The organism is Nocardia sp. NPDC057353 (assembly GCF_042667085.1).
GTDB lineage: Bacteria > Actinomycetota > Actinomycetes > Mycobacteriales > Mycobacteriaceae > Nocardia.
In genome coordinates, this window is record NZ_JBHVAK010000023.1 from 57,794 (window position 1) to 83,349 (window position 25,556).

The window sequence follows — 25,556 nt, forward strand, 5'->3', positions numbered from 1 at the left end:
GTTCGAAGGGCAGAGCGCCGACCGCGTCGGGCCGACTGCGCACGAGGGCGACGGCGCCCGGTGCGGTCGCCTTCGATTCCCGGCGGAAGAAACCGCACAAATCAGCCGAGCCGCCGCAGGCGAGGCGACAGTGGCAGCGCGCAGGTCCGCCGCGTCAGCTGTCGGCGGGCAATCCGAGCAACGCCGCCTGCACGGTCCGCAACCGCTCCACGTCCCCGGTGATGCCGACGGCACTGTCGTTGTAGAGGAACGCCTCGCCGAGCCGCACCATGGCATAGGCGAGCAGATCCGGGGCCATGGGCGGCTCGTACCCGTCGTCAACGACGGCCCGCCGCACCAACTCCTCGACGGCGCGGACGGCCCGCGGCTGCACCGGCCCGTCCCCGGCGGTCAAGGTCCGCAACCCCGCCCGCTGCTCGTGCTCGAAGTACCGCCGGAACGGCTCGTTGTCGCTCATCCAGCGATTCACCCTGGCCAGCACCTCGAGCACGCGGGCGCCACCGGCACCGCGCCTGCGCGCGTCGGCCCGGCTGATCAGCGCCTCGTACTCGCCGGCGAGCACCGCTCCGAGCACCCCCTCGCGCGACCCGAACCACCGGTACACCGACGCCCGGCTCAACCCGAGCGCGGCGGCGATGGACTGCACATCGACCCGCTCGCCCGCAAGGAACGCGGCCCGCGCCGCCGCCACGACCTCCCCGGGGGTGGCGGCGGCAGGACGACCCGGCCGCCGCGCAGCCCGCTGCCCCGGCCGCTCCTCGGCACCCGCGACGCGCTCCGCCCGCGCCGACCGCTCGTCCGCTCGGGGCTCCGCCCCGCTCAGAACCACTCCTCGCGCATGTCGAGCGTGGTCCGATCCAGACTCGCCAGCAGCTCCAGCCCCGGCCCCGTCTTCGGCAGCTCGTACCGGTGGAAGTACCGCGCCGCCTGCCGCTTCCCCTCGTGGAACGCATCGTCCCCACCCGCCGCGGCGAGGTACTGCTCCAGCCAGATCCACGCCACCACCGTGTGCCCGAACACCTCGAGGTACACACTGCTGTTGGCCAGCGCCGCCTCGATGTCCCCGCTCGCGAACAGCCCACCGGTCACCTCGACCAGCCGCCGCCACACCGCTCCGAGCCCGGCCCCGAGCTCCGCCGCCTCGCCGCCCGCCGCCGCGGCGGCTGCCAGCGTCGCCCCGATCCGCGCGTCCAGCGCGAGCAGCGCGGCCCCGCCCTGCTGCGTCACCTTGCGCCCGAGCAGGTCCAGCCCCTGGATCCCGTGCGTCCCCTCGTGGATCGGGTTCAGCCGGTTGTCCCGGTAGTGCTGCTCGACGTCGTACTCCCGCGTGTAGCCGTAGCCGCCGAGCACCTGGATGGCGAGGTCGTTGGCGGCCAGGCACCACTGCGACGGCCAGCTCTTGGCGACCGGGGTGAGGATGTCGAGCAGCAGCCCGAGGCTCCGCCGCTCCTCCTCGGTCTCCGCGATCCGCTGCTCGTCGACGAGCCGCGCGCAGTACAGCACCAGCGCCAGCGCCCCCTCGGCGTAGCTCTTCTGCGCCAGCAGCATGCGCCGCACGTCGGCGTGCTCGACGATGGGCCGCTGCGGGCTCGCCGGGTCGGCGCCGATCTTGGCCCGCCCCTGCGGCCTGCCCCGCGCGTACTCCAGCGACTTGAGGTACCCGGTGTAGCCGAGCGCCGTCGCCACCAGCCCGACCCCGATCCGCGCCTCGTTCATCATGTGGAACATCAGGCTCAGCCCGCGGTGCTCCGTGCCGACCAGGTACCCGACGGCGCCCGCCGCGCCGTCGGGGGTGTGCGTGCCCTCGCCGAAGTTCAGCAGCGTGTTGACGGTCCCGCGGAACCCCATCTTGTGGTTCAGCCCGGCCAGCGTGACGTCGTTGCGCTCGCCGAGCGCCCCGTCCTCGCCCACCAGGAACCGCGGCACCACGAACAGCGAGATCCCCTTGGTGCCCGCCGGCCCGCCCGGAATGCGGGCCAGCACCAGGTGCACGATGTTCTCGCCCAGCTCGTGGTCGCCGCCGGAGATCCACATCTTGGTGCCGAAGAGCCGGTAGCTGCCGTCGCCCTGCGGCTCGGCGCGGGTGGTGATGTCGGCCAGCGACGACCCGGCCTGCGGCTCGGAGAGGCACATGGTGCCGAAGAAGCGGCCCTCCAGCATGGGCCGGACGAACCGGTCCACGTACTCCGCGCCGTGCGCGATCAGCAGATTCGCATTGGCGATGGTGAGGAAGGGGTAGGCGGAGGTGCCGGTGTTGGCGGCGTGGAACCACGCGAAGGAGGCCTGGGCCACGACCGCGGGCAGCTGGATGCCGCCCAGCTCGGCGTCGACGGTGGCGCCGGGCAGCCCGGCCTCGGCGAAGGCCCGCAGCGCCGTCGCCACCTCGGGGATGAGCTCGACCCTGCCGTCCACGAACTTGGGCTCGTTGGCGTCGGCCTTCTTGTTGTGCGGCGCGAACTGCGTCTCGGCGAGCTCGGCGCTGAGCGCCAGCACCGCGTCGAAGGTCTCTCGCGAGTGCTCGGCGAAGCGCGGGTGCTTCGTCAGCGCCTCGACGTCGAGCCACTGGTAGAGCAGGAACTCCAGATCGCGAGGGTTGAGCAGCAGGGTGCGCATACGCCCGTCCTTTCGAGACACGTACCGCGCAGAGTATCAAATGTGCGCACCCCGCCGACTCAGAACCCGAGCAGCTCCGCGATCCGCGCCGCCTGCTCGGCCGGGTCGCCGTCGTCCGGCCGCAGCACCAGGTCCGGCTGCTCCGGCACCTCGTACGGCGCGTCGATCCCGGTGAAGCCGCGCACCTCGCCCGCGCGCGCCTTGGCGTAGAGCCCCTTGGGGTCGCGAGCCTCGCACACCGCGAGTGGGGTGTCGACGAAGATCTCCAGGAAGGGCAGCCCCGCGGCCAGGTGCGCCTGCCTGGCCCGCTCCCGATCCTCCCGGTACGGGCTGATCAGCGAGACCACCGCGAGTACCCCGGCCTCGGCGAAGAGCTTCGCCACCTCGGCCACCCGGCGGATGTTCTCGGTGCGGTCCTCCGGCGCGAAGCCGAGGTCGGCATTGAGGCCGTGCCGCAGGTTGTCACCGTCCAGCAGGAAGGCGGGCCTGCCCGCGTTCACCAGCCTGCGCTCCAGCTCCACCGCGACGGTGGACTTGCCGGAGGCGGAGAGCCCGGTGAGCCAGACCGTCCCGCCCCTGGTGGCGCGCTCGGTCCGCTCGACCGCGCTGCGGTGCCACACCACCCCGGAGGTGGTCGGCGTCGGCCCGGTGATCATGCCCGCGGCCACGGTGTTGTTGGTGACGTCGTCGACCAGCACGAAGCTGCCGGTGTGCCGGTTGCGCCGGTACGGGTCGAAGAGCAGCGGCCGCCGGGTGCGCAGCTGCACCCGGCCGATCTCGTTGAGCCCGAGCGCGTTCGCCTGCTCGTCGCGGTGCAGGGTGTTGACGTCGAGGCGGTAGTCGAGCCGCTGCACCTGCACCGGTTCGGCGCGGGTGGTGTGCCGCAGGGTGTAGGTGGCGCCGGGGGTGAGCGCGCTCTCCTCGGCGAACCAGCAGATCATGGCGTCCAGGTCGCGGGCGGACTGCGGCCGGTTCGCCGGGCGGCAGAGCAGGTCGCCGCGGGCCACGTCGAGCTCGTCGGTGAGCTGCACCGTCACCGCCTGCGGCGGGAAGGCCTCGGCCAGCGGCGCGCCGCCGGGGCCGTAGAGCGCCGCCACCGTGGTGCTGAACCCCGACGGCAGCACGGTGACCTCGTCGCCCGGCTTGAACACCCCGCCCGCCACGGTGCCCGCGTAGCCGCGGAAATCCGGGTCGTGCGTGCGGGTCACGTACTGCACCGGCAGCCGCGCGTCGATCAGGTTGCGATCCGAGGCGATGTGTACCTGCTCCAGGTGGTGCAGCAGGGGAGTGCCCTCGTACCAGGGCATGCTCGCGCCGCGGTGCACGATGTTGTCGCCGTGCAGCGCCGACATCGGCACGAAGGTCAGGTCGCTGACCTCGAGCCGGGCGGCGAAGCGGGTGAAGTCGTCCCTGATCTCCTCGAAGCGCTCCTGGCTCCAGTCCGCCAGGTCCATCTTGTTCACGCAGAGCACCAGGTGCGCCACGCCGAGCAGCCCGGCGAGGAAGGCGTGCCTGCGGGTCTGCTCCACGATGCCCTTGCGCGCGTCCACCAGGATCAGCGCGACGTCCGCGGTCGAGGCGCCGGTGACCATGTTGCGGGTGTACTGGATGTGCCCCGGGGTGTCGGCGATGACGAACTTGCGCCGGGGCGTGGTGAAGTAGCGGTGCGCGACATCGATGGTGATGCCCTGTTCGCGCTCGGCGCGCAGGCCGTCGGTGAGCAGCGACAGGTCGGTCTGGCCCGCGCCGCGCTCCTTGCTGGTGCGCTCGACCGCGGCGAGCTGGTCGGCGAAGATCGCCTTGGAGTCGAAGAGCAGGCGCCCGATCAGCGTCGACTTGCCGTCGTCGACGCTGCCCGCGGTGGCCAGCCGGAGCAGGGTGGTCATCAGAAGTACCCCTCGCGTTTGCGGTCTTCCATCCCCGCCTCGGAGATGCGGTCGTCGGCGCGGGTGGCGCCGCGTTCGGTGACCCTGGTGGCGGCCACCTCGAGCACCACGTCGTCCGCGGTCGCCGCGGTCGACTCGACGCAGCCGGTGCAGGTGGCGTCGCCGACGGTGCGGAACCGGACGGTGGCCTCGTACGGCTGCTCGCCGTCGAGCAGTTGCAGGAACCTGGTGTGCGCCAGCAGCATGCCGTCGCGCTGCACCACCTGCCTGCGGTGCGCGTAGTAGAGCGGAGGCAGTGGGATCTCCTCCGCGGCGATGTAGCTCCAGATGTCCAGCTCGGTCCAGTTGGAGAGCGGGAAGACCCGGATGTGCTCGCCGCGGCGGTGCCTGCCGTTGTACAGGTTCCAGAGCTCGGGGCGTTGGTTGCGTGGGTCCCACTGGCCGTACTCGTCGCGGAAGCTGAAGACCCGCTCCTTGGCGCGCGCCTTCTCCTCGTCGCGCCTGGCGCCGCCGAAGACGGCGTCGAAGCCGCCCTCCCGGATGGAGCGCAGCAGGGTCTGCGTCTGCAGCCGGTTGCGGCTCGCGCGCGGGCCGGTCTCCTCGACCGCGCGGCCAGCGTCGATGTCGGACTGAACGCTGCCGACCAGCAGCCGCAGCCCGAGCCGCTCGGCGGTCTCGTCCCGGTAGGCGATCACCTCGTCGAAGTTGTGGCCGGTGTCGACGTGCAACACCGGGAAGGGCAGCGGCGCGGGCCAGAACGCCTTGGCGGCCAGGTGCAGCATGACCACCGAGTCCTTGCCGCCGGAGAAGAGCAGCACGGGGCGTTCGAAGGTGGCGGCCACCTCGCGGAAGATGTGCACCGATTCGGCTTCGAGCGCGTCGAGGTGCGACAGCTCCCAGCCGACAACGGACTTCTGGTTCGGGCTCACGAGAAAAAACTAGAACACGTTTCGGTCGAACCGTCAACGCTTCAGCGCAGCGGCGGCCGCCCGCCCGCGGCCGCGGTGACGGCCGCCGCGGCGGCCGCGAGCGCGGTGCCGCGGCGCTCGATCTCGGCGCCGGTGACCGCCTTGCCGACGTACATCGTGAGCACCATGCTCTGCCTGCCGCGCTCGTCGTGGGTCGGCGCGGCGAGCAGGCTCACCGGGTGCTCCTTGCGCGGCCGCAGATCGCTGCCCAGGTACACCCGCTCGCCCAGGCTGGTCACCAGCTCGGCGACGAGTTCGCGCAGCTCGGCGGGCATGTCCTTGCCCGCGGCGCCCGCCAGCAGCGAGTACAGCCGCCTGCCCGCCGCCGAGGTGCCCTCGATCAGGTAGCCGCGCTCGCGGCACTCCGTGACGACCGTGCGCAGCCGGTGCTCGTCCTGCTCCAGCGGCACCGCGGCCGGGGTGCGCAGCCAGGCGTCGAGGGCGGCGTCGGTGTCCCAGAGCACGTACATGAGCCCGACCGGCGGCGCGAAGGGGTAGGTGGCGCCCACCTGCACCCGGCCCGGCCCGGTGGCGTCCAGTACCACGATCTTCTCCCCGACCACGGCCGATGCCGTGCAGGTGGTGCGGTACCGCACGCTCAGCGGCTCCAGCTCGGCGCGGGCCAGCGCGGAGACCGCGAAGTTCTCCTGGGCCGCGCGCCCGGCCCCGATCAGCGCCGGGCCGAGGCCGTAGCCGCGGGTGCGCGGGTCCCGGATCAGGTACCCGGCGGCGGTGAGCTCGGTGAGGATGCCGAGGCAGGTGGGCTTGGCCAGCCCGAGCGCCCGCGCGATCTCGGAGAGGCCGTACCGCTCGCCGCGGTTGGCGACCAGGAAATCGAGCACCTGCAGCACCCGCACGGTGGGGGCGGAGCGCCGGGCGACGGTGCCGTCTCCGATCGCGACCATTGACCACTCCTAGAACAAGTTCTAATCTTCGAACGGACGAAATGTACCACGGCGGTACATATATGGAACACAACCTGGAGGCTACGTGCTCAGCAAGCCGTTCGCGGAGGCGATCGCCGAGGCCGAGGAGATCATCACCTCGGCCGCGCAGGTGAAGACCGAACAGGACCTCGTCGAAGGGTTCGACTATCTCGGCGGCAGCATTCGCGCCGCGCTCCAGCTGGCCTGGGCCTACGACCGCGACTTCCCGTTCTTCGCCAGGTCCACCGGCCCCTACACCAAGATGGGGCTGGACAACCCGGACACCCTCTACTTCCACGCCTTCCTCCGCCCGGATGCGGAGTACCTGGTCACCGGCGTCCGCGGCACCACCCGCGACCTCAGCTTCCAGGTGCTGAACGGCAACTACACCCCGTCCGAGGTGCCGGACAGCCAAACGGCCTTCGACGACCGCGAGCTCGACATCGCGCCGGACGGCAGCTACCAGGTCCGCTTCGGCCCCGGCCCGGCGCGCCCCGGGTACGTGCAGCTCGCCGCTGACTCGTCCATGCTCGCGGTGCGCGAGGTCTACGGCGACTGGTCCGAGCGGCCCGGCACCATCCGGATCGAGCGGGTGGACACCGTCGGCGCCGCCCCGCCCGCGCCCACCCGCGAGCTGCTGGCCAAGCGGTACCAGGTGGCGGCCAGGAACCTGACCTCCCGGCTGCGCACCTTCCTCGCCTTCCCGGAGTGGTTCTACCTGAACCTGCCGGTCAACACGATGACCGAGCCGCGCCGAACCCCCGGCGGGCTCTCCACCCAGTTCTCCTCGGTCGGCCACTACGACCTCACCGACGACCAGGTGCTCATCCTGACCGTGCCCAAGTCCGACGCCCCCTACCAGGGCTTCCAGCTCGGCACCATCTGGTACCTCTCGCTGGACTACATCAACCACCAGACCAGCCTGAACACCGACCAGGCCAGGGTGGACCCGGACGGCAGGATCCGCCTGGTCGTCAGCGAGCGCGACCCCGGACTGGCGAACTGGGTCGAGCGCACCGGCCACGACCGCGGCTACCTGCAGTTCCGCTGGCAGCGGCTGGCCCGCGACCTGAAGCCGGAGGACGGGCCCGAGGTGCAGCTGGTGTCCTTCGACGAACTTCCCGAGAAGCTGCCCTACTACGACGAGGGGCGGGTGACGCCGGAGCAGTGGCGCGAGCGGATCGCCTTCCGGCAGCGCACGCACGCGGATCGGATGCTGGGATGAGCGGGTCGAATTCCGCGGAGCCGACAGCGGGCGCCGTGCCGTCCGGGCACGACGCGGCGGCGGACGCCGCGCTCGGCGGTGCCGGGCTGCTGACCGGCAAGGTCGTGGTGGTCTCCGGGATCGGGCCCGGGCTCGGCCGCTCGATCGCCGTCCGGGCCGCCCGGGCGGGCGCCGACGTGGTGCTCGCCTCGCGCACCGAGAAGCGGCTGGACAAGGTCGCCGCCGAGGTGCGCGAGCTGGGCCGGAAGGCGCTCGTCGTGCCCACCGACATCACCGACGAGGCCGCCGCCGAGAACCTGGTCCGCGCCACCGTCGACGAGTTCGGCCGGGTGGACGCGCTGGTGAACAATGCCTTCGCCATCCCGCCCATCACCGACCTCGCCACCGTCGAGCTGGACGGCGTGCGCGCCGGTTTCGAGACCAATGTGCTGGCCGCGCTCCGCCTCACCCGGCTCTTCGTCCCCGCGCTCGCGGCGGCGAACGGCTCGGTCGTGATGATCAACTCGGCGGTGCTGCGGCATTCGCGGCGCACCTTCGGCCCGTACAAGATGGCCAAGGCGAGCCTGCTCGCGCTGGCGCAGAGCCTCGCCACCGAGCTCGGCCCGCAGGGCATCCGGGTCAACTCCGTCGCCCCCGGCTACATCTACGCGGGCAACCTCAAGTGGTACTTCGACTACCAGGCGAAGGAGCGCGGGATCACCCACGAGGAGGTCTACGCGGAGACCGCCGAGACCACCGACCTGCGCAAACTGCCGGAGCCGGACGAGATCGCGGACGCGGTCCTCTTCTTCGCCTCCCCGCTCTCCCGCATCGTCACCGGCGCCTGTCTGGACGTCAATGCCGGCGAATTCCACCACTAGGAGCACTGCCATGACCACGACGGGCCGCGCCGACATCGGCACGATCGACGACCTGCACGCCTCGGCGAGCAAGGTGATCGGGCTGGAGGACTTCGGCGCCGACGACTACCGGGAGGGGCTCGGGGTCCTGCTGGACTCCTACGCCGCCGACGCCGAGCTCACCCCGTGGGGGAACAAGATCAATCGGGCGATGCTGCGCGGCGGGCTGATCGCCAGGGCGCTCAGCGAGAATGCCTGGCAGAAGTACCCGGAGCACGCCCAGGTGCCGATCGAGCGCCCGATCTTCGTCACCGGGCTGCCGCGCTCCGGGACGACGGCGGTGCACCGGCTGCTCACCGCCGACCCCATGCACCAGGGGCTGGAGATGTGGCTCACCGAGATGCCGCAGCCCCGTCCGCCGCGCGACACCTGGGCGGACAACCCGGTGTACCAGGGCATCTCGGCCGGGTACGAGAAACATCACGTGGAGCATCCCGAGTTCATGGGCGTGCACCACATCTCGGCCGACCAGGTGGAGGAGTGCTGGCAGCTGCTGCGCCAGTCGGCCACCTCGATCTCCTACGAGTGCCTGGCCTACCTGCCCACCTACTCCGACTGGCTGCGCGGGCAGGACTGGACCCCCGCGTACCGACGGCACAGGAAAAACCTGCAGCTCATCGGGTTGCCCGATGCCGAGCAGCGCTGGGTGCTCAAGAACCCCAGCCACCTCTTCGCCCTCGACGCCCTCTTCGCCGTCTACCCCGACGCGCTGGTCGTGCAGCTGCACCGCGAGCCGAGCACCATCATCGCCTCGGTGTGCAGCCTGAACGAGAAGGCCAGCGAGGGGTGGTCGGAGAAGTTCCGCGGCGACGTGGTCGGCAGCACCCAGCTGGAGCTGTGGGCGCGCGGCGCCGACACCTTCCGGGCGGACCGCGCGAAGTACGACCAGGCACAGTTCATCGACGTCTACTACGACGACTTCGTCGCCGACCCGATCGCCGCCGTGCGCGGCATCTACCGGCACTTCGGCATCGACCTCACCCCCGCCGCCGAACAGAAGATGAGCGCGCTGCACAACCGCAGCACCTCCGGCGCGGCCCGCCCCCAGCACCGGTACGCGCTGGACGACTACGGCCTCACCGCCGGGCAGGTCGACGAGCGCTTCGCGGAGTACCGCGCCGCGCACTTCGGCTGACTACTGCTGGCCCGGCTTCAGGACGATGAAGAGGCCGTGCGCCTCGGCGCAGAGCCGCTCGCCGTCGTGCAGGGTGGCGCGCACGAAGACCTTGCGGCCCTCCTGCCGCTCGGTCCATGCGTGCAGCTTCAGGTCGCGGTCGAGCGGGGTGATGGCGCGGTAGTCGACGGTGAGCGAGGCGGTGCGGGTGACCGAGCCGGAGGAGAGCGCGGCCGCCATGCCGAGCAGGTCGTCGAAGCCGAGCGCGATGTGGCCGCCGTGCGCGGCGGCGTTGCCGCCGAGGTGGAAGGCGCGGAAGACGATGCGGGCGTGCACGCCGGTGGCGTCGGCGGAGTCGACCTCGTAGGGCGGGAGCGTCAGGTTGCCGCGGGCGGGCAGGTCATTGCGGGTCCAGTTGGGCAGTGACCACTCGTCCACCGCGGCGCCCGCCAGCTCGTCGTTCAGCTTGGTCAGCTGGGTGATGACGTGCTGGGAGAGCTCGTCGCCGGGGTCGGCCATGCGGGCCCGGTCCATCAGCAGCCGGACCTGCTCGATGAAGTCGCCGTACAGCTCGCCGCCGCGCTTCTGCGCGTCCGCGGCAGCGTTCGCCTCGATCAGCTCGACCATCGGCCGGAAGCCGCCTTCGTGGTGGTCGGCGCTGGGCAGCGCCGGGTCGAGCCGCTGTTCGTTCATCCCCTCACGGTAACGGTAACCGTAGGGTCGCCACGCAGGTGGGAGCGGTAGAGGTGAGCAGCGGCACACTCGGCTCAGGCGCCGGTGCGGCCGTCCACGCACTGGCGGAGCAGGTCGGCGTGGCCGTTGTGGCGGGCGTACTCCTCGAGCAGGTGCAGGTAGATCCAGCGCAGGGCGTACGGGGTCCCGGTGATCGGGTGGCGGCCCTCGTGGTCGAGCGCGAGATCTCGGATCGCGGCATCGGCGGCCGCCGTTTCCCGGTGGTAGGCCGCGAAGTCGTCGGCGGCGTCCGCCGGGCGGGCGTCGTCGAAATCGCCGTCCGGGTTGTCGGTGGCGCAGTAGAGGTAGCCGAGCTGCTCGCCCGCGGCGGTCGTGCGGAGCCAGCCGCGCTCCACCTCGGCGAGGTGCCTGACCAGTCCGAGCAGCGAGAGGGTCGAGGGCGGGATCGCCCTGCGGGCGAGTTGCTCGCCGTTCAATCCGGCGCAGCGGTCGAGCAGGGTGGCGCGCTGGTGCGCGATCCGCGCCCGCAGCTGCGCCGCCTCGGTGCCCGTCGGCGGGACGGGGGTGCGCTCGACCGCCGGTGCTGTCCACGTCACACCGGTCACGGTAATGCGGGCCGAATCGACGAGCGGTCGAATTTCCGCCCACGCCGCCCGGTGGCACTCGCTGTGGCACAGGAGGTCGGTCGGAGTGCACCCGCCGGCGCGGCTGCGCCGCGTGGGCGCCCCGCGCGACCCCTCGCGAGCGGGGCGCGCCGCGCTACGGCGCTTCGTACCGGGCGGCCTGCGCGCCCGCGAGCCGACCCGTCGGGAGCTTGCGCCCGCACAACACGAGCAGCAGGTCCTGGGCGGCGCCGGTGACCGTCGACGCCGGGTTTTCCCCGGCGAGGCTCCAGTCCAGGTCGTCGGCGCGGAGCTCGACCCCGGACAGGTCGGTGCCGAAGTACCGCACCTGCTCCGGCTTCGTGTCGGCGAGCACCACCGCGACCCGCTCGACCGGGACCCGGCGCGGCAGCCCGAGCGCGACGGTGATGTCCATCCCGTGGATCACCTCGTGCGCCAGCGTCGCCTCGTACCCGCTGCCCGGCGGCTTCCACGGGTGATCGGCGTTGTCGCGCAGACTCGCCACCAGCGCCTCCGGCGTCAGCGCGGCCGCCTCGGCGCGGGCCCGGCGATCGGCCATCCGGTTGAAATTGCCGCGCGCCTTCACCATCTCCAGCGCGAACCGGGGCGTGGACAGGCGGTACGCCATGGTCATGTGCGCGAGCACCTCGCGCGGTCGCCACCCGGCGCACAGCGTCGGCGCCTCCCACGCCGCCGCGTCGAGTCCGGCGAAGACCTCGGCCAGCTCGGTGCGCTCGGCCGCGATGGCGGCGCGCACCTCCGTTTCGGACATCCCTCTCCCTTTCCGTGGGGGTCTCGGAAAGAGAGACGAGGCACGGGGCGCGAAGTCATCGGCGTCTGCGACACTCGGATTCGTGTCTGCCGAGAACCGCGCCCCGCTGCTGGAGATCCGGCGCGGCGCGGGCCACATCCTGGCCCGGCGGCTACCGGACGGGGTGTACGAACTCGAGCACGGGGCGGGCGGCGACCGGTTCCAGCTCTACACCGTCGACGCCGTCCTGGTCCGCGACGTCCTGGTGTCCTGGTTGGCGGACGAGCCGTGGCACCGGAGCGTCGCCTGGTCGCGCGTCGACCCCGCGCTCGCGGAGATCCGCGCGCTCCGCGACGAGCTCACCGGCATGTTGGACGGCCCGGCCGGCTTCGGCGGGCTCGATTCCGCCCTCGACCTCGTGGACGACGCGCTGGCCCGGTTCGACGCCGAGGTCGCCGCGCTCGACCGCGACATCGAACCGGAGCGCTGATCAGCAGGGGGCGAGCTGCCTGCTGAGCGCGAGCTCGAGCACCCCGCCCAGGCGGATACCGGCGGCCTCGGCGACCGACTGCCCCGGCGCCGGGTGGCCGCAGTAGCTGTTGGCCCAGCGCAGCGGAGAGCGGGTCTTCACCGCGGCCCGCTGCTGCAGCAGCACCCGCCCGGCCCTGTCGAAGTGCAGGACCGAGAACGCGCGGTGCAGCAGGCCCGGGGACCGGTGCGCCCGCGCCACCGAGCAGGTGCCGACGGCGACGCCTGCCCCGTCGACCAGTTCGACCGGCAGCAGTTCGCGGCTCACCACGTGCGGTCCGCGGCCAGCGCGGCCAGCATGTCCAGCTCCGCCCCGGCCGCCGGGTCGCTCGCCAGCTCGGCGATCATCGCCCTGGCCCGCGCGCTGAGTCCGGCGGCCTGCTCCCGGCTCCAGGCCCGCCCGCCCGCGGCCTCGACCAGCCCGGCCGCGGTGCGCAGCTCGGCGTCGTCCAGCGGATCGGCCCGGCGGTACAGCGCGGCCAGCGCGTCCGCCGCCGCCGTGCCGGAGTTCAGCGCGAACACGACCGGCAGCGACTTCTTCCGGCGCCGCAGATCGGAGTAGACCGGCTTGCCGGTGTGCTGCGCGTCGCCCCAGATCCCGAGCAGGTCGTCGACGTGCTGGAAGGCGCGGCCGACGAGCCTGCCGACCTCGCGCAGCCGGAGCAGCTCGCCCGGGCCCGCGTGCCCGTAGAGCCCGCCGAGCTCGGCGGCGCAGCCGAAGAGCGCGCCGGTCTTCCGGTCGGTCATCGCCACGCACTCCTCGACGGTGACATCGTGGCGCGTCTCGAAGCTCAGGTCGGCGCACTGGCCTGCGACGAGCTCGAGCACCGCGCGGTTCAGCAGCTCGGCCGCCGCCGCGGCCGTGCCGTCGGCACCCGCGGTGACCAGGGCGAAGGCCTGCGCGGCGAGCGCGTCGCCGACCAGGATCGCGGGCCCGATGCCGAAGACCGCCCACACCGTCGGCCGGTGCCTGCGGGTGGTGTCGCGGTCCATGACGTCGTCGTGCAGCAGCGAGAAGTTGTGCACCAGTTCGACGGCGGCCGCGGCGTTCCGCGCGTTCTCGGTGTCACCGCCGACGAGTGCGGTGGCAGCCAGCACGAAGGCGGGCCGCAGCGCCTTGCCGCCTGGGTGCTGCTCGGGCCGCCCGTCCCGGTCCCACCAGCCGAAGTGGTAACCGGCGATGTGGCGGACGGCGGGTGGCATGTCGTGCACGGCGGTGCGCAGCGTCGCGGCGCAGGCGGCGCGGCCCCGCGTGACGGCGTCGGCGAGGTGATCCTCGGCGATTTCCCGGGTCATGAGCGGTGTCCTCGGTTCGCAGGGATGGGAACGGGTCAGCGGGTCACGTGCACGTCGGTGAGCGCGCCGAGCGCGTCCGGCACGAGGACCGCCGCGGCGTGGTTCGCGCTCACCAGGTAGGTGGCCACCGCGCGGTCGTCGATGCCGCTGAAGCGCACCGAGATGCCGGGGCGGTACTCGTCGGGGACCCCGGTCTGCCGCAGCCCGATCACGCCGTCGTCGCGCTCGCCGACCCGCATCGCCAGGATGGTGCTGGTCCGGGCGGGCGAGATCGGGATCTTGTCCGAGGGAAGCAGCGGGATATCGCGCCACGCCTGCACCCGCCTGCCCTCGACCAGCACCGGTTCCGGGTAGAGGCCGCGCGCGGTGCACTCCCGGCCGAACTGCGCGATGACCCGCGGATGGGCGAGGAAGAACGCGGTCTTGCGGCGGCGGGCCAGCAGCCGGTCCAGATCCGCGGGGGTCGGCGGGCCGCTCGCGGGCACCACCCGCTGGGTGCGGTCGACGGCGTGCAGCAGGCCGTAGTCGGGGTGCGTGAGCAGGTCGCGCTCCTGCCGCTCCAGCAGCGCCGCCACGGTCAGCCGCAGCTGCTGGTCCAGCTGGTTCATCGGGGTGTTGTAGAGGTCGGTGACGCGGGTGTGCACCCGCAGCCGGGTCTGCGCGACGCTGAGCGGGTACTCGCGCGGACGCGGCTCGTAGTCGACGTAGGTCCCCGGGATCGCGGGCTCGCCGTCGTGCCCCGCGGCGAGGTCGATCGCCGCCTGCCCGTGCCGGTCGGTGCCGGACACCTCGGTGAAGGCGTCGAGATGCGCGGCCAGACCGGCGATCTCGGTGCGGAGCGGGACGAGCCGCTCGCGCGGCAGGGTGAGCACGGTGCATGCCGTCTCGGCCGTCGCGGTGACCTCCCAGATCGGCCGGGAACCGGTGAGCAGGTCGGCGCCGAGGTGCGCGCCCTCGTCGAGCACCTCCAGCCGGGCCGGCTCGCCGTAGCCGTTCTGCCCGTCGACGGTGACCCGGCCGTGCGCGATCACGTGGATGCCGTCGACCTCGTTGCCGAACTCGCACAGCGTCTCCCCGGCGCGGTACTCGCGCTGCCGGAAGGCGGCGGCGAGCGTTCGCAGCGCGTCGTCGTCGAGTCCGCGCAGCGCCCTGAGCTCCTGCAGCTCCGCCGCCACCAGCCGGTACTCGCCGCCGGCCGCGGTGCAGGTGACGCGGCCGTCGCCGACGGTGTAGGCGAGCCGCCGGTTCACCCGGTAGGTGCCGCCCGCCACCTCGACCCAGGGCAGCATCCGCAGCAGCCAGCGCGGGCTGACGCCCTGCATCTGCGGCACGGACTTGGTGGTGGTGGCGAGGGTCCTCGCCGCCGCGGTGTGGAGTGCGGTGCGCACCTCCGCGGCGTCGAATGTGGTCACGAAGCGTTCCTTCCCTCGAGGGCGGGGGCGGGCAGGCGGCGGCCGGGCGCGCGCGGGGCGATGCGCGCCGCCGAGGTGCCGATGCCGCGCGGTGCGCCGAGCCGGGGGGCGGCCGCGGGCGCGTGCCCGACCGGATGGCGCAGGTTCTCCGGCCGGTACCGGCTGGTGCCGCGGTGCCAGTGCAGGATGCCCGCGATCCAGTCGCGCAGCTCGCCGATGTAGGCGGTGACCCCGGCGCGGGCACCCGCGTCCAGCCCGTGCAGCTCGAACAGCACCGGCAGCTCCTCGGCGACCAGCCGCTGGAACTGGCGCATCCTGGCCCGCATCAGGTCATCGACCACGGCGGCGGCCCGCTCCCGGCCGCAGCCGAAGAACGCCTCGACGACCAGCACGGCATTGTGCAGCTCGCCCTCGTACTCGATCTCCTTCTGGTACGAGAACAGGTCGTTGATCAGGCAGCCGAAGTCCTGGGCGGCGTGCTCGATGCCGCGCATCGTGCTCGACTCGAAGACCGCGTCCGGCACGCTGCCGCCGCGGGCGAGCTTGGACAGCGCGATGGTGAGCTCCGAGCCGAAGGTGCGGCGCCGCATCTCCAGGTAGTCCACCGGGTCGGGCACCCGGTGCTGGATGTGGTTGGCGAGCTCCCACAGCCAGCTCTCGACCATGGAGTTCACCGCGGCCGCGAAGGTGGCCCTGGCCGTGGGCGCCATCGGCCCCGCGGTCCTGGGCCAGAGCTCGGCCAACCCGCGTTCGAGCGGGTTGCCCGGCGCCGGACCGGCCCCCGGCTCGACCGGCATGAACTCCGCCAGCCGGGCGGCGCACGCCTTCGCCGCGGCCATCGAGCCGACCGAGCCGGTGGCCGGGAAGGCCACCGGGAAGTAGTCGTCACCCCAGGTGCCCCAGGTCAGCCACTCCGCGGACAGGGTGAGCGCCGCCGCGGTGGCGTCCGGGTCGAGCCCCGCCGAGCACAGCGCGAAATCGAAGCCGACGGTGTCGGCCCTGGTCCACAGCTGCCGACCGCCCAGCTCCGGCAACGGATCGTGGAACCCGACGCGCTCGGCCCACGCCACGCTCTCCGCCCGCGCGGTGCCGAGGTGCGGGCTCAGCCCGAGATCGAACGGGACGTCGAACTCCGGCAGCGGCAGCGGGCCGGTGCGGGTGAACGGCACCGGGGTGTGGCTGCGCGCGCCGCCCGGCCCGGCCAGCCCGCGCCAGAAGCCGGGCCGGGCGAGCGCGGTGCCGATCCCGCTCGGGCCGAGCGGCATCGACCCGGTGTCCGCCGACGCGTTCATGTAGCGGTTGGAGCGCAGGTGCCACTCGTGCCCGCCGGATTGCCAGTCCTGCAGCCCCTGCGCGTAGGAGAGCGCCGCGGCGCGCTGCGCGGCGTCCAGCCCGCGCTCCTCGAACAGCGCGGGCAGCTCGGTCAGCACCGTGTTCTCGAACTGGTGCATCCGCGAGGTGAGCTGGTCGTTGACGATATCGGCGGCCTGCTGCGGCGAGCAGCCGAAGAACCGCTCGACCACCAGGACGCCGTTGTTGACCTCGCCCTCCTGCTCGGTCTCGCGCTGGTAGGAGAAGATGTCGTTGCGCAGGTGCACGGCGTCCGAGAAGGTGTCCTTCAGCACCCGCATCGCCCGCGTCCCGATCAACGGCTCCGGGATCTCGGTGCCCCGTGCGTACTCCACCAGATCCGCCGACCACGGCGCGCCGCCGACCTTGCGCCGCATCTCGATGTAGTCGATCGGGTTCGGCACCCGCGCGGTATTGATGTTGCGCAGCTCCCACACGCAGTCGAGCAGCAGGTTCCTGGTGCTCTCCGCGAACCGCTCGCGCCACCGCGCCGACATGGCGGGCACCGTCCGCGCCCACAGGTCGCCCAGCCCCCGCTCGTCCGGGTTCGTCGGCTCCGGCGCGGCGGCGCCGTCCGCGGGCATGAAGGTGGCGAGCCGATCGAGGTAGTCGCGCGCACCGCTCAGGTCGCCGGTGCGCTTGAACCGCTCCAGGAAGTGGTCGTCGAAGTAGAAGACCCAGGTGTACCAGTCGGTCACGGTGTTCAGGGTCGGCGCGTCCGCCTCCGGGTGGGTGTACGCGCACAGCCCGGCGTAATCCATGCCGTCGAAGGCCGGTTCGGTCCACACCACCGCGCCGCCAACGGTGTCGCCGAGCATGCCCATCTCGTAGGCCCAGTCCTTGGTGTGCGTGCGCGCGGTCTCCACGTGCGGGTTCAGCCGGGCCGGGTGGGCGGTGTAGAACTCCGGCAGTCGGAAGGGCTGCACGGGTCAGCTCTCGGCGCCGAGCTGCACGTCGTCGAGGACGCCGAGCGCGTCCGGCACCAGGACCGCCGCCGAGTAGTAGGTACTGACCAGGTACGAGATGATGGCGCGGTCGTCGACCCCCATGAAGCGCACGTTGAGCCCCGGCTCGTACTCGTCCGGAATCCCGGTCTGCCGCAGCCCGATCACGCCCTGTGCGGCCTCGCCGGTGCGCAGCAGCAGCATCGAGGTGGTGCGGGTCGCGGAGACGCCGAGCTTGTTGCACGGCAGCAGCGGAACGCCGCGCCAGGACGGCACCGTGTGTCCGTTCAGCTCGGTGCTCGACGGGTAGATGCCGCGCTTGCTGCACTCGGCGCCGAAGGCGGCGATGGCCTTCGGGTGGGCGAGCAGGAAGCTCGGCTCCTTCCACACCAGCGCGAGCAGCTCGTCCAGGTCGTCCGGGGTGGGCGGGCCGGAGCGGGTGCTGATCCGCTGCTCCGGCGCGGCATTGTGCAGCAGCCCGAAGTCGCGGTTGTTGACCGTCTCGTCCTCCTGCCGCTCGCGCAGCGCCTCGATGGTCAGCCGCAGCTGCTGCTCGATCTGGTCCATCGGCTTGTTGTAGAGGTCGGCGACCCGGCTGTGCACCCGCAGCACGGTCTGCGCGACGCTCAATTCGTACTCGCGCGGGGACAATTCGTAATCCACGAAGGTACCGGGCAGCCGCGGCTCGCCCTCGTGCGCCGAGAGCAGGTCGATCGAGGCCTCGCCGTACGGATTGGCCGAACCGTTCCGGGTGGTCTCCGCCAGCCGGGCGGTGCGGGCGTGCTCGCGCAGCGGCCCGATGCGGTCGCCCGCCTCGGCCAGCGCCCGCTCGGTGAGCACCAGGACGGTGCACGGCGTGACCGCCCTGACCGTGAAATCCGCGGGCGTTCGCTCGTCGACGAGCAGCTGTTCGCCGAAGAACCTGCCGGTGGAGAGCACCTCCAGGCTGGTCTCCTCGCCGTACCGCCCGGTGCCGCGCTTGTCGGCCTTGCCGTGCGCGAGCACCACCAGCGCGTCTGCCGGGCGCCCGGCCTCGGCGATGACTTCGCCACGCTCGTAACGCCGTTCGACGAAGCGGTCCGCGAGCGCCTGCAGCGCGCCGTCGTCGGCGAAGTCGCGCAGGTAGCGCAGCTCGCGCAGATCGGGCGCGAGCACCTTGGTCTCGCCCGCGGCGGTGAAGCAGGCGATCAGCCCGTCGCCGAGGGTGTAGGTGAGCCGCCGGTTCACCCGGTACACGCCGCCGTCGGCCTGCACCCAGGGCAGCAAACGCAGCAGCCACCGCGAGGTGATGCCCTGCATTTGCGGTGCGGACTTGGTGGTGGTGGCGAGATTTCGCGCGGCATCGGTACTGAGGCTCAACTGAGCAGCATCGTCGAGTCCGGACATGGGTTCGGCCAGTTCAGTCATGGGCTCTTCTCGTTTCGCGGTATGCGTGCGTGCAGCAGGTGACGTCCGAGAGCGAAAACGGAGGGCTAGAGCAGCAATCCCCCGGTTAGTGAATGGTGCGTGCGCAATGGTAGCCGAGACTGGATCGCGACCGCCAGCGATCGAAAAACGTTGTTGGGGAACCCCTTTGCCCGTATTTACCGACCGGTGATCTTGTCGGGGCCGGGTCGGAATCGGACGTGCTCGGTGGAACGGCTCGGAAACCGAACGGGTGTGCCGTGATCCGCGAAGACTCGGACGGCGGGACCGTGTGGACCGCGGAGCCGCGGAGTGCTCGGCCGTTTCGCGATCAGCGCTGCGCACCCAGCGCGGCGCTGATCCGCTGCGCGGCAGCGATTGTCGCGGCCACGTACCCGTCCCGCTCGCCCCTGGTCACCGCCGAGCGCAGCGGCCCCAACTGCACCTCGTGCGTGGCGATCTCCCCGTCGAAGACCGGCGCCGCCAGGTAGCTCACCGGCAGCGGCTCGGCCGAGTCCAGATCCGCGGCGGTGTACGGCCGCCCGGTCAGCTCGCTCAACCCGCGCAGCGTCCTGGTGCGCAACCGCGGCTCCAGCATCTCCGGCCCGAGCGCGGTGAGCAGGTCGGCGAGCAGCTCGACGGTGTTCGCGTCCTCGGGGCGCGGCCCGAACACCGCCACCCCGCGCTCCCGCACCAGCTCCGGCAGCGCGGCCGCGCGCTCGGTGTCGGCCGCGGTGGCCAGCCAGCGCCGCAGCTCGGCCCGCGGCCGCCAGGGCAGCACGGCGGCGCCCACCGGGAAGCGGATCGGGATGCGGTGCCCGAGCGGCACCCCCGCGATATCGCGGTCCGGCCCGTGCCGCACCGCGAGCACGGTGATCCCGTCGCTGTCCACCCGGGAGAGCGTCGCGCCCGCGCCGGTGCGGGCGACCAGCGCGGCCAGCGCCTCGGCGACCCCGGTGTCGGGAGCGGCGCCGAGCAGCGCGGCGGGGGCGGGGCCGAGCCGGTAGCGCCGCTCGGCGTCGCGCTGCGCCCAGCCCGCCGCGTCCAGCTCGGCCAGGATCGCGGTCACCGTCGCGCGGGCCAGCCCGAGCCGGTCCGCCACCGCGGCCACCGGCAGCGCCTCCGGCGTGTCCGCCAGCAGGGTGAGCACCTCCAGCACCCGCCTGGTCGGCGGCGAGGGCGAGCGATCCACGGCGACCTCCTGACCGGATTCCGCGCGAGCCCTTGTGATCCGCGCGCACTGGTTCGTACCATGACGAATATTAGTCGCTCTAATGTCGAATATTCGACAGCATGGGAGGGTCATGATCCTGGACAGATTCCGGCTCGACGGCAAGGTCGCCGTCGTGACCGGTGCGGGTCGCGGGCTGGGCGCCGCCATCGCGCTCGCCTTCGCCGAGGCCGGTGCGGACGTGCTGATCTCGGCGCGCACCGAAGACCAGCTGCACGAGGTGGCCGAGCGGGTCACCGCGCGCGGCAGGCAGGCGCACGTCGTCCCGGCCGACCTGCGCGACCTGGACGCGGTCGCCGGGCTCGCGGACGCCGCCGTCGCCCGCTTCGACCGGCTCGACATCGTGGTCAACAATGTCGGCGGTGCCCCGCCCACCCCGCTGCTCGATCTGACCCCGAAGGCGCTGACCGCCGCCTTCGAGTTCAATGTCGGCACCGCGCACGCGCTCACCCGCGCCGCCGTCCCGCACATCCTGGAGAGCGCGGGGGAGGGGTCGATCATCAACATCACCTCGACCATGGGCAGGCTGCCCGGCCGCGCCTTCGCCGCCTACGGCACCGCCAAGGCCGCGCTCGCGCACTACACCCGGCTCGCCGCGCTCGACCTGAACCCGCGCATCCGGGTGAACGCCATCGCCCCCGGCGCCGTGCACACCTCGGCGCTGGACATCGTGGCGAACGACCCGGGCATGCGCGGCGAGATCGAGAAGAACACTCCGCTGCGCAGGCTCGGCGCCCCTGACGACATCGCCGCCGCCGCCGTCTACCTGGCCTCGCCTGCAGGCGCCTACCTCACCGGCAAGGTGCTGGAGGCCGACGGCGGCCTGATCACCCCCAACCTCGCCCTCCCGATCCCGGATCTGTGACATGACACTTCGCGTAGCGCTCTTCGGCACCGGCAATGTCGGCAGCCACGCCCTGGCAGGCATCATCGCCAACCCCGACCTCGAACTGGCGGGCGTGCGGGTCAGCTCCGACGCCAAGGCGGGCGTCGACGCCGCCACCCTGGCCGGGCTGCCCGACCCCGTCGGCGTCGCCGCCACCACCGACACCGACGCCCTGCTCGCGACGCGGCCGGACTGCGTCGTCTACTGCGCCATGACCGACAACCGCCTGTTCGAGGCGGTGCAGGAGCTGGCGGCGATCCTGCGCGCCGGGGTCGACGTCGTCGCCTGCGCCCCGGTCTTCTTCCAGTACCCGTACGGCGTGCTGCCGGACGACCTGCTGCGCCCGATCGAGGAGGCCGCGGCGGCGGGCGGGGCGACGCTGTGGGTCAACGGCATCGACCCCGGCTTCGCCAACGACCTGCTCCCGCTGGCGCTCACCGGCACCTGCCTCTCCGTCGAGCAGGTGCGCTGCCTGGAGATCGTCGACTACGCCAGCTACGACAACCGCGCGGTCATGGTGGACATCATGGGCTTCGGCAAGCCCATGGACGAGACGCCGATGCTGCTGCAGCCCGGCGTGCTCGCCCTGGCCTGGGGGAGCGTGGTGCGGCAGCTCGCCGCCGGGATCGGGGTCGAGCTGGACGCCGTCACCGAGACCTACGAGCGCGCCCCCGCGCCGGAGTCCTTCGACATCGCCACCGGGCACATCGAGGCGGGCAGCGCGGCGGCGCTGCGCTTCGAGGTGCGCGGCATGGTGGGGGACCGGGTGGTCACAGTGCTGGAGCACGTCACCCGGCTGCGCCCCGACCTGTGCCCGGAGTGGCCGCAGCCCACCCACCCGGAGGGCTGCTACCAGGTGCGGATCACCGGCGAGCCGTCGTACGCGCTGGACCTGGTCGCCTCCAGCCGCAACGGCGACCACAACCACGCCACCCTGATCGGCACCGCCATGCGGATCGTGAACGCGGTGCCCGCCGTGGTCGCCGCCGCCCCCGGCATCCTGACCGCGCTCGACCTGCCGCTCGTCACCGCGCCCGCCGCGCGCTGACCGAACCCGCCCCGGTGGTCGCCACCGGGGCGGGTCCGCCGTTAACCGGAGCGGTGCCGGGTGTTCACCCTGGGCGTGGTGTCGCCCGGAACCCGCCGGGTAATCGGACGAACGGTACGCAGGACCCGTGCCGTGCCGACCCCGCACCGAGGAGATCTCCGATGAGCGACGAGCACATCGCCCCACCCCCGCAGCACGACCCGACCCTCGACCCCGACCTCGCCCTGCAGGCCGCGGCCAGGCGCCTGGAGCAGGAGTACGGCGACGTCGCCGACGAGTCCACCATCGAGCGGGCGCTGCACGAGTCGTACGAGGAGGTCGCCGAGGGCGCCACCGTCGACACCTTCCTGCCGCTGCTCGCCGAGCGCAACACCCGCGAGCAGCTGCAGGACGCGGCGGAGGCGGAGCGCGCCGAATCCTGACCCCGGCCGGTCCGCGTCGGGTTTGCTGCCGCGTCGCGCCCGAAAGCCTGTGATGTGTCACACGATAGAACCGTCCGGAATTGTGTGTGCACGCCAGGATTCCCCCTAAGCTGGTGCCGCCAGTCTTTGGAGGATGTGTGATGACGGTCGACGCGCTACCCCACGCGGACCACGGGACCCGCTCGACCGCAGGCCGCTGCCCCGGCTCCGCGCCGGTGTCGATGATCGAGCGGATGACGCTGATCCTGGAGGCCTTCGACGCCGCCGCGCCCACCCTCACCCTGGTGGAGCTGTGCGAGCGGACCGGGCTGCCGCGCTCGACGGTGCACCGCATCCTGGACCAGATGATCAAGCTGCGCTGGCTCGCGCACGCACCCGGCGGCTACCGCCTCGGCTCCCGCACCCTGGAGCTCGGCGGGCTCGCCGCCGAGCACAGCGAGGTGCGCGAGGCGGTGAGCCCGCTGCTGCACGACCTCGCGCACCGCGCCGACATGGTCGGCCACCTCGGCGTCCTCGACGGTCGCGACGTGCTCTACCTGGACAAGGTCGGCCGCTCCGGGCACACCCTGCCCACCCGGCTCGGCGGCCGGATGCCCGCGCACAGCACCGCGCTCGGCAAGGCCATGCTCGCCGCCCAGGAGCGCGGCGTCGTCGCCGCGGCCAGGGAGCCGCTGCCCCGGCTCACCCCGCGCACCATCTGCGACCGGGTCGAGCTGAACCGCGAGCTCTCCCGCATCCGCGGCAGGCAGTGCGTCGCGGTGGACTGCGAGGAGTCCTTCGCGGGCGTCACCTGCGTCGCCGTCCCGGTGCGCACCCGCGGCTCGGTCGTCGCCGCGCTCTCGCTCTCCACCAGGGCCGGTGCCGAACTCCCCGCGCTCGACACCGCCCGGCTGGCCGGGCTGCTCGTCGAGGTCGCCCAGGAGTGCGGGCGCTCGCTGCGCCCGCAGCCCCCCGGCCGCTACTGACTCAGCGCGACAGCTGCGCGGCGATCGCCCGCCCGGCCGAGCGGCCGGAGAAGATGCAGCCGCCGAGGAACGTCCCCTCCAGCGCGTTGTACCCGTGCACCCCGCCGCCGCCGAACCCGGCGACCTCGCCCGCGGCCCAGAGCCCTGGCAGTGGCCCGCCGTCCGGGCCGATCACCCTGGACTCCAGGTCGGTCTGCAGCCCGCCGAGCGTCTTGCGGGTGAGGATGTTCAGCCGGACCGCGATCAGCGGCCCCGCCTCCGGGTCCAGGATGCGGTGCGGCTTGGCGACCCGCCCCGCCTTGTCGCCGAAGAAGTTGCGGGCATTGTGGATCGCCATGACCTGGGCGTCCTTGGTGAACTTGTTGGTGATCTCGCGGTCCCGCGCGACGATCTGGCGCTCCAGCTCGTCGTGGTCGATCTTCGGCCCGCGGGCGATGGCGTTCATCCCGTCGACCAGGGCGGGCAGCGTGTCGGCGACGACGAAGTCGACGCCGTGCTTCTTGAACGCCTCGACCGGGCCCGGCGCCCCCTTGGCCACCCGGCTCTTCAGCACCAGCTTGATGTCCTTGCCGGTGACGTCGGGGTTCTGCTCGGAGCCCGAGAGCGCGAACTCCTTCTCGATGATCGACTGGGTGAGCACGAACCAGGAGTAGTCGTGGCCGCCCGCGAGGATGGCCTTCATGGTGCTGTTGGTGTCGAAGCCGGGGAAGCAGGGGGCGGGCAGCCGCTTGCCCTCGGCGTCGAACCACAGCGAGGAGGGGCCGGGGATGATCCGGATGGCGTGGTCCGGCCAGATCGGGTCCCAGTTGACGATGCCCTCGGTGTAGTGCCACATGCGGTCCCGGTTCACGATCCGCCCGCCCGCGGCCTCGGAGATACCGAGCATCCGGCCGTCCACGTGCGCGGGGACGCCGGAGATCAGCGTCTCGGGGCACTTCCCGAGCCGCTCGGTGGGCCAGTTGCGCCGGATCAGGTCGTGGTTGTGCCCGATCCCGCCCGAGGTCACCACCACCGCCTGCGCGCGGAACTCGAACTCTCCGGCGACCTCCCGCGAGGACGCCTGCCCGCGCGCCAGGTCGCTGGGCTCCAGCACGCTGCCGCGCACCCCGGTGACGCCGCCGTCGGCGACGACCAGCTCGTCCACCCGGTGCCGGAACTCGAAGGTCACCAGCCCGCGCTGCTCGGCGGCGAGCACCGGCTCCAGGAAGACCCGGACCACCTCGGGGCCGGTGCCCCAGGTGAGGTGGAAGCGCGGCACCGAGTTGCCGTGGCCGTCGGCGAGCGCGCCGCCGCGCTCCGCCCAGCCGACCAGCGGGGTCACCCGCAGCCCGAGTTCGCGCAGGTACTCGCGCTTCTCGGTGGCGGCGAAGCGGACGTAGGCCTCGGCCCAGCGGCGCGCCCAGTGGTCCTCGTCCTCGCGGTCGAAGCCTGCCGAGCCGTACCAGTCCTGCAGCGCCAGCTCGTAGGAGTCCTCGATACCGAGCCTGCGCTGCTCGGGGGTGCCGACCAGGAACAGCCCGCCCAGCGACCAGAACGCCTGCCCGCCCAGGTTGGCCCGGTTCTCCTGGTCCAGCACGCGCACCCGGTGCCCGGCCCTGGTGAGCTCGTAGGTGGCGACGAGCCCGGCCAGCCCGGCCCCGACGACGATCACCTCGGGTTCGCTGCCGATCGATGTCATGGTTGTCCTTCCGTGGTGGTCCGCCGGGGCGTGCTGTAGGCGAGCACCACCCGCCGGAGGAGTTCGGTGCGCTCGCGGCGCACCTCGGGGTCGTCCGGGGCGAGCACGATCTGCAGGCTGGTGCCGTCGTGCACCGCGACCAGCGCGCGGCCGAGCGCGGCGGGGTCGGGGACGGCGCGGCCGGTGCGCTCCAGCGCGGCGACGACGGTCGGCACCAGCGCGGCCACGATCGACTCCTCGCGCGCGGCGGTGACCCGGCGCAGCGCGGGGTTGCGCAGGGCGTGCGTGGTGAACTCGGCGGTAATCCGGTACCAGGCCTCCTCCACCGGGACGGCCTGCTCGAAGCGGGCGACCATGGCGGCGAGGTCGGGCTCGGCGCCCGCCGCGAGCTCGTCGAGCGCGGCGGCGACGCCCTCGACCATGGCGGCCGAGCGCTGCTCCCACATGGCGAGGAAGAGCTCGTCCAGCGAGGTGAAGTTGGAGTAGAAGGCGCCGCGGGTGAAGCCCGCGCGCTCGCAGACCTTCTCCACGGTGGCGCGGCCGAAGCCGTCCTCGGCGAAGACCTCGTAGGCGGCGGCGAGCAACCGGCCGCGCGTCTCCTCGCGCCGCCGCGTGACCCGTCTGCCGCCGACCGCAGGCATCATCGCCCCTCACTCTCGATACGCGAACGTATCAGATACGTCCGTGTATCGAG

At 72.6% G+C, this 25,556-nt stretch carries 24 protein-coding genes; 8 read left to right on the forward strand and 16 right to left on the reverse strand.

Annotated elements, in window-relative coordinates; genetic code table 11:
- Nucleotides 1-154 precede the first annotated feature (154 nt).
- The 5 genes from ACFUUZ_RS14640 to ACFUUZ_RS14660 are packed head-to-tail and all read right to left on the reverse strand — an operon-like array spanning nucleotide 155 to nucleotide 6,372.
- The gene (locus tag ACFUUZ_RS14640; protein WP_378696204.1) at nucleotides 155-829 is read right to left on the reverse strand and encodes a QsdR family transcriptional regulator; all 675 of its coding nucleotides are present in this window, start codon (nucleotides 827-829) and stop codon (nucleotides 155-157) included.
- Nucleotides 820-2,613 carry an acyl-CoA dehydrogenase gene (locus tag ACFUUZ_RS14645; protein WP_378696206.1) on the reverse strand — a complete coding sequence of 598 codons (1,794 nt, stop codon included), beginning with the start codon at nucleotides 2,611-2,613 and terminating at the stop codon, nucleotides 820-822. Before ACFUUZ_RS14645 ends, ACFUUZ_RS14640 begins: the two co-directional genes overlap by 10 nt.
- A gap of 59 nt (nucleotides 2,614-2,672) precedes the next feature.
- Complete coding sequence (gene cysC, locus ACFUUZ_RS14650) at nucleotides 2,673-4,499, reverse strand: adenylyl-sulfate kinase (protein WP_378696208.1); 1,827 nt, start codon at nucleotides 4,497-4,499, stop codon at nucleotides 2,673-2,675.
- Nucleotides 4,499-5,428, reverse strand: a complete 930-nt coding sequence (cysD, locus tag ACFUUZ_RS14655; RefSeq protein WP_378696210.1) for a sulfate adenylyltransferase subunit CysD — start codon at nucleotides 5,426-5,428, stop codon at nucleotides 4,499-4,501. Before cysD ends, cysC begins: the two co-directional genes overlap by 1 nt.
- Before the next feature lie 41 nt (nucleotides 5,429-5,469).
- On the reverse strand, nucleotides 5,470-6,372 hold the full coding sequence (locus ACFUUZ_RS14660) for a helix-turn-helix domain-containing protein (RefSeq protein ID WP_378696212.1): 903 nt from the start codon (nucleotides 6,370-6,372) through the stop codon (nucleotides 5,470-5,472).
- 85 nt (nucleotides 6,373-6,457) lie between these two features.
- On the opposite strand from ACFUUZ_RS14660, the gene ACFUUZ_RS14665 reads away from it, so the two are divergent.
- Genes ACFUUZ_RS14665 through ACFUUZ_RS14675 form a run of 3 tightly spaced genes read left to right on the forward strand, consistent with a single transcriptional unit; the run spans nucleotide 6,458 to nucleotide 9,652 of the window.
- Nucleotides 6,458-7,618 carry a hypothetical protein gene (locus ACFUUZ_RS14665; protein ID WP_378696214.1) on the forward strand — a complete coding sequence of 387 codons (1,161 nt, stop codon included), beginning with the start codon at nucleotides 6,458-6,460 and terminating at the stop codon, nucleotides 7,616-7,618.
- Nucleotides 7,615-8,478 (forward strand): SDR family oxidoreductase, encoded by an 864-nt coding sequence (locus ACFUUZ_RS14670; protein WP_378696216.1) that lies wholly within the window; start codon nucleotides 7,615-7,617, stop codon nucleotides 8,476-8,478. Before ACFUUZ_RS14665 ends, ACFUUZ_RS14670 begins: the two co-directional genes overlap by 4 nt.
- A gap of 10 nt (nucleotides 8,479-8,488) precedes the next feature.
- Nucleotides 8,489-9,652, forward strand: a complete 1,164-nt coding sequence (locus ACFUUZ_RS14675; RefSeq protein WP_378696218.1) for a sulfotransferase family protein — start codon at nucleotides 8,489-8,491, stop codon at nucleotides 9,650-9,652.
- Here the strand turns inward: ACFUUZ_RS14675 and ACFUUZ_RS14680 are convergent, their stop codons facing one another.
- From ACFUUZ_RS14680 to ACFUUZ_RS14690, 3 genes are all read right to left on the reverse strand, one after another.
- Nucleotides 9,653-10,324, reverse strand: a complete 672-nt coding sequence (locus ACFUUZ_RS14680; protein WP_378696220.1) for a PaaI family thioesterase — start codon at nucleotides 10,322-10,324, stop codon at nucleotides 9,653-9,655.
- Between the two features lie 74 nt (nucleotides 10,325-10,398).
- Nucleotides 10,399-10,920: a DinB family protein gene (locus ACFUUZ_RS14685; RefSeq protein ID WP_378696222.1), complete on the reverse strand. Its 522-nt coding sequence runs from the start codon at nucleotides 10,918-10,920 to the stop codon at nucleotides 10,399-10,401.
- A gap of 163 nt (nucleotides 10,921-11,083) precedes the next feature.
- The gene (locus tag ACFUUZ_RS14690) at nucleotides 11,084-11,719 is read right to left on the reverse strand and encodes a maleylpyruvate isomerase family mycothiol-dependent enzyme (RefSeq protein ID WP_378696224.1); all 636 of its coding nucleotides are present in this window, start codon (nucleotides 11,717-11,719) and stop codon (nucleotides 11,084-11,086) included.
- An 82-nt stretch (nucleotides 11,720-11,801) separates the two neighbouring features.
- Here ACFUUZ_RS14690 and ACFUUZ_RS14695 point away from each other — a divergent pair, with 82 nt between their 5' ends.
- The gene (locus ACFUUZ_RS14695; protein ID WP_378696226.1) at nucleotides 11,802-12,188 is read left to right on the forward strand and encodes a hypothetical protein; all 387 of its coding nucleotides are present in this window, start codon (nucleotides 11,802-11,804) and stop codon (nucleotides 12,186-12,188) included.
- Here ACFUUZ_RS14695 and ACFUUZ_RS14700 read toward each other — a convergent pair whose 3' ends face one another.
- The 6 genes from ACFUUZ_RS14700 to ACFUUZ_RS14725 form a co-directional block, all read right to left on the reverse strand.
- Nucleotides 12,189-12,494: an NUDIX domain-containing protein gene (locus ACFUUZ_RS14700; protein WP_378696228.1), complete on the reverse strand. Its 306-nt coding sequence runs from the start codon at nucleotides 12,492-12,494 to the stop codon at nucleotides 12,189-12,191.
- Nucleotides 12,491-13,522, reverse strand: coding sequence for a polyprenyl synthetase family protein (locus ACFUUZ_RS14705; protein ID WP_378696230.1), 1,032 nt, complete (start codon nucleotides 13,520-13,522; stop codon nucleotides 12,491-12,493). The genes ACFUUZ_RS14700 and ACFUUZ_RS14705 overlap by 4 nt, the downstream gene beginning before the upstream one ends.
- Nucleotides 13,523-13,557: 35 nt before the next feature.
- A complete protein-coding gene (locus ACFUUZ_RS14710) occupies nucleotides 13,558-14,934 on the reverse strand; it encodes a family 2B encapsulin nanocompartment shell protein (protein WP_378696232.1) in 1,377 nt (458 codons plus the stop codon).
- Nucleotides 14,931-17,210, reverse strand: a complete 2,280-nt coding sequence (locus tag ACFUUZ_RS14715) for a germacradienol/geosmin synthase (RefSeq protein WP_378696234.1) — start codon at nucleotides 17,208-17,210, stop codon at nucleotides 14,931-14,933. Before ACFUUZ_RS14715 ends, ACFUUZ_RS14710 begins: the two co-directional genes overlap by 4 nt.
- A gap of 3 nt (nucleotides 17,211-17,213) precedes the next feature.
- The gene (locus ACFUUZ_RS14720) at nucleotides 17,214-18,635 is read right to left on the reverse strand and encodes a family 2B encapsulin nanocompartment shell protein (protein WP_378696236.1); all 1,422 of its coding nucleotides are present in this window, start codon (nucleotides 18,633-18,635) and stop codon (nucleotides 17,214-17,216) included.
- 328 nt (nucleotides 18,636-18,963) lie between these two features.
- Nucleotides 18,964-19,824 (reverse strand): helix-turn-helix domain-containing protein, encoded by an 861-nt coding sequence (locus tag ACFUUZ_RS14725; protein ID WP_378696238.1) that lies wholly within the window; start codon nucleotides 19,822-19,824, stop codon nucleotides 18,964-18,966.
- 112 nt (nucleotides 19,825-19,936) lie between these two features.
- Between ACFUUZ_RS14725 and ACFUUZ_RS14730 the strand changes: the two genes are divergently transcribed.
- The 4 genes from ACFUUZ_RS14730 to ACFUUZ_RS14745 all read left to right on the forward strand — a co-directional run bounded on the left by ACFUUZ_RS14730 (nucleotide 19,937) and on the right by ACFUUZ_RS14745 (nucleotide 23,184).
- A complete protein-coding gene (locus ACFUUZ_RS14730) occupies nucleotides 19,937-20,728 on the forward strand; it encodes an SDR family oxidoreductase (protein ID WP_378696240.1) in 792 nt (263 codons plus the stop codon).
- Nucleotide 20,729: 1 nt separating this feature from the next.
- A complete protein-coding gene (locus ACFUUZ_RS14735; RefSeq protein WP_378696242.1) occupies nucleotides 20,730-21,797 on the forward strand; it encodes a diacylglycerol kinase in 1,068 nt (355 codons plus the stop codon).
- Between the two features lie 161 nt (nucleotides 21,798-21,958).
- The gene (locus tag ACFUUZ_RS14740) at nucleotides 21,959-22,219 is read left to right on the forward strand and encodes a three-helix bundle dimerization domain-containing protein (RefSeq protein ID WP_378696244.1); all 261 of its coding nucleotides are present in this window, start codon (nucleotides 21,959-21,961) and stop codon (nucleotides 22,217-22,219) included.
- A 140-nt stretch (nucleotides 22,220-22,359) separates the two neighbouring features.
- Nucleotides 22,360-23,184, forward strand: a complete 825-nt coding sequence (locus ACFUUZ_RS14745) for an IclR family transcriptional regulator (RefSeq protein ID WP_378696246.1) — start codon at nucleotides 22,360-22,362, stop codon at nucleotides 23,182-23,184.
- Nucleotide 23,185: 1 nt separating this feature from the next.
- On the opposite strand, the gene ACFUUZ_RS14750 is transcribed toward ACFUUZ_RS14745, so the two are convergent.
- Together ACFUUZ_RS14750 and ACFUUZ_RS14755 are read right to left on the reverse strand one after the other, a co-directional pair.
- On the reverse strand, nucleotides 23,186-24,862 hold the full coding sequence (locus ACFUUZ_RS14750; RefSeq protein WP_378696248.1) for an FAD-binding dehydrogenase: 1,677 nt from the start codon (nucleotides 24,860-24,862) through the stop codon (nucleotides 23,186-23,188).
- Nucleotides 24,859-25,506 carry a TetR/AcrR family transcriptional regulator gene (locus ACFUUZ_RS14755; protein WP_378696250.1) on the reverse strand — a complete coding sequence of 216 codons (648 nt, stop codon included), beginning with the start codon at nucleotides 25,504-25,506 and terminating at the stop codon, nucleotides 24,859-24,861. The genes ACFUUZ_RS14750 and ACFUUZ_RS14755 overlap by 4 nt, the downstream gene beginning before the upstream one ends.
- Between the last annotated feature and the right edge of the window lie 50 nt (nucleotides 25,507-25,556).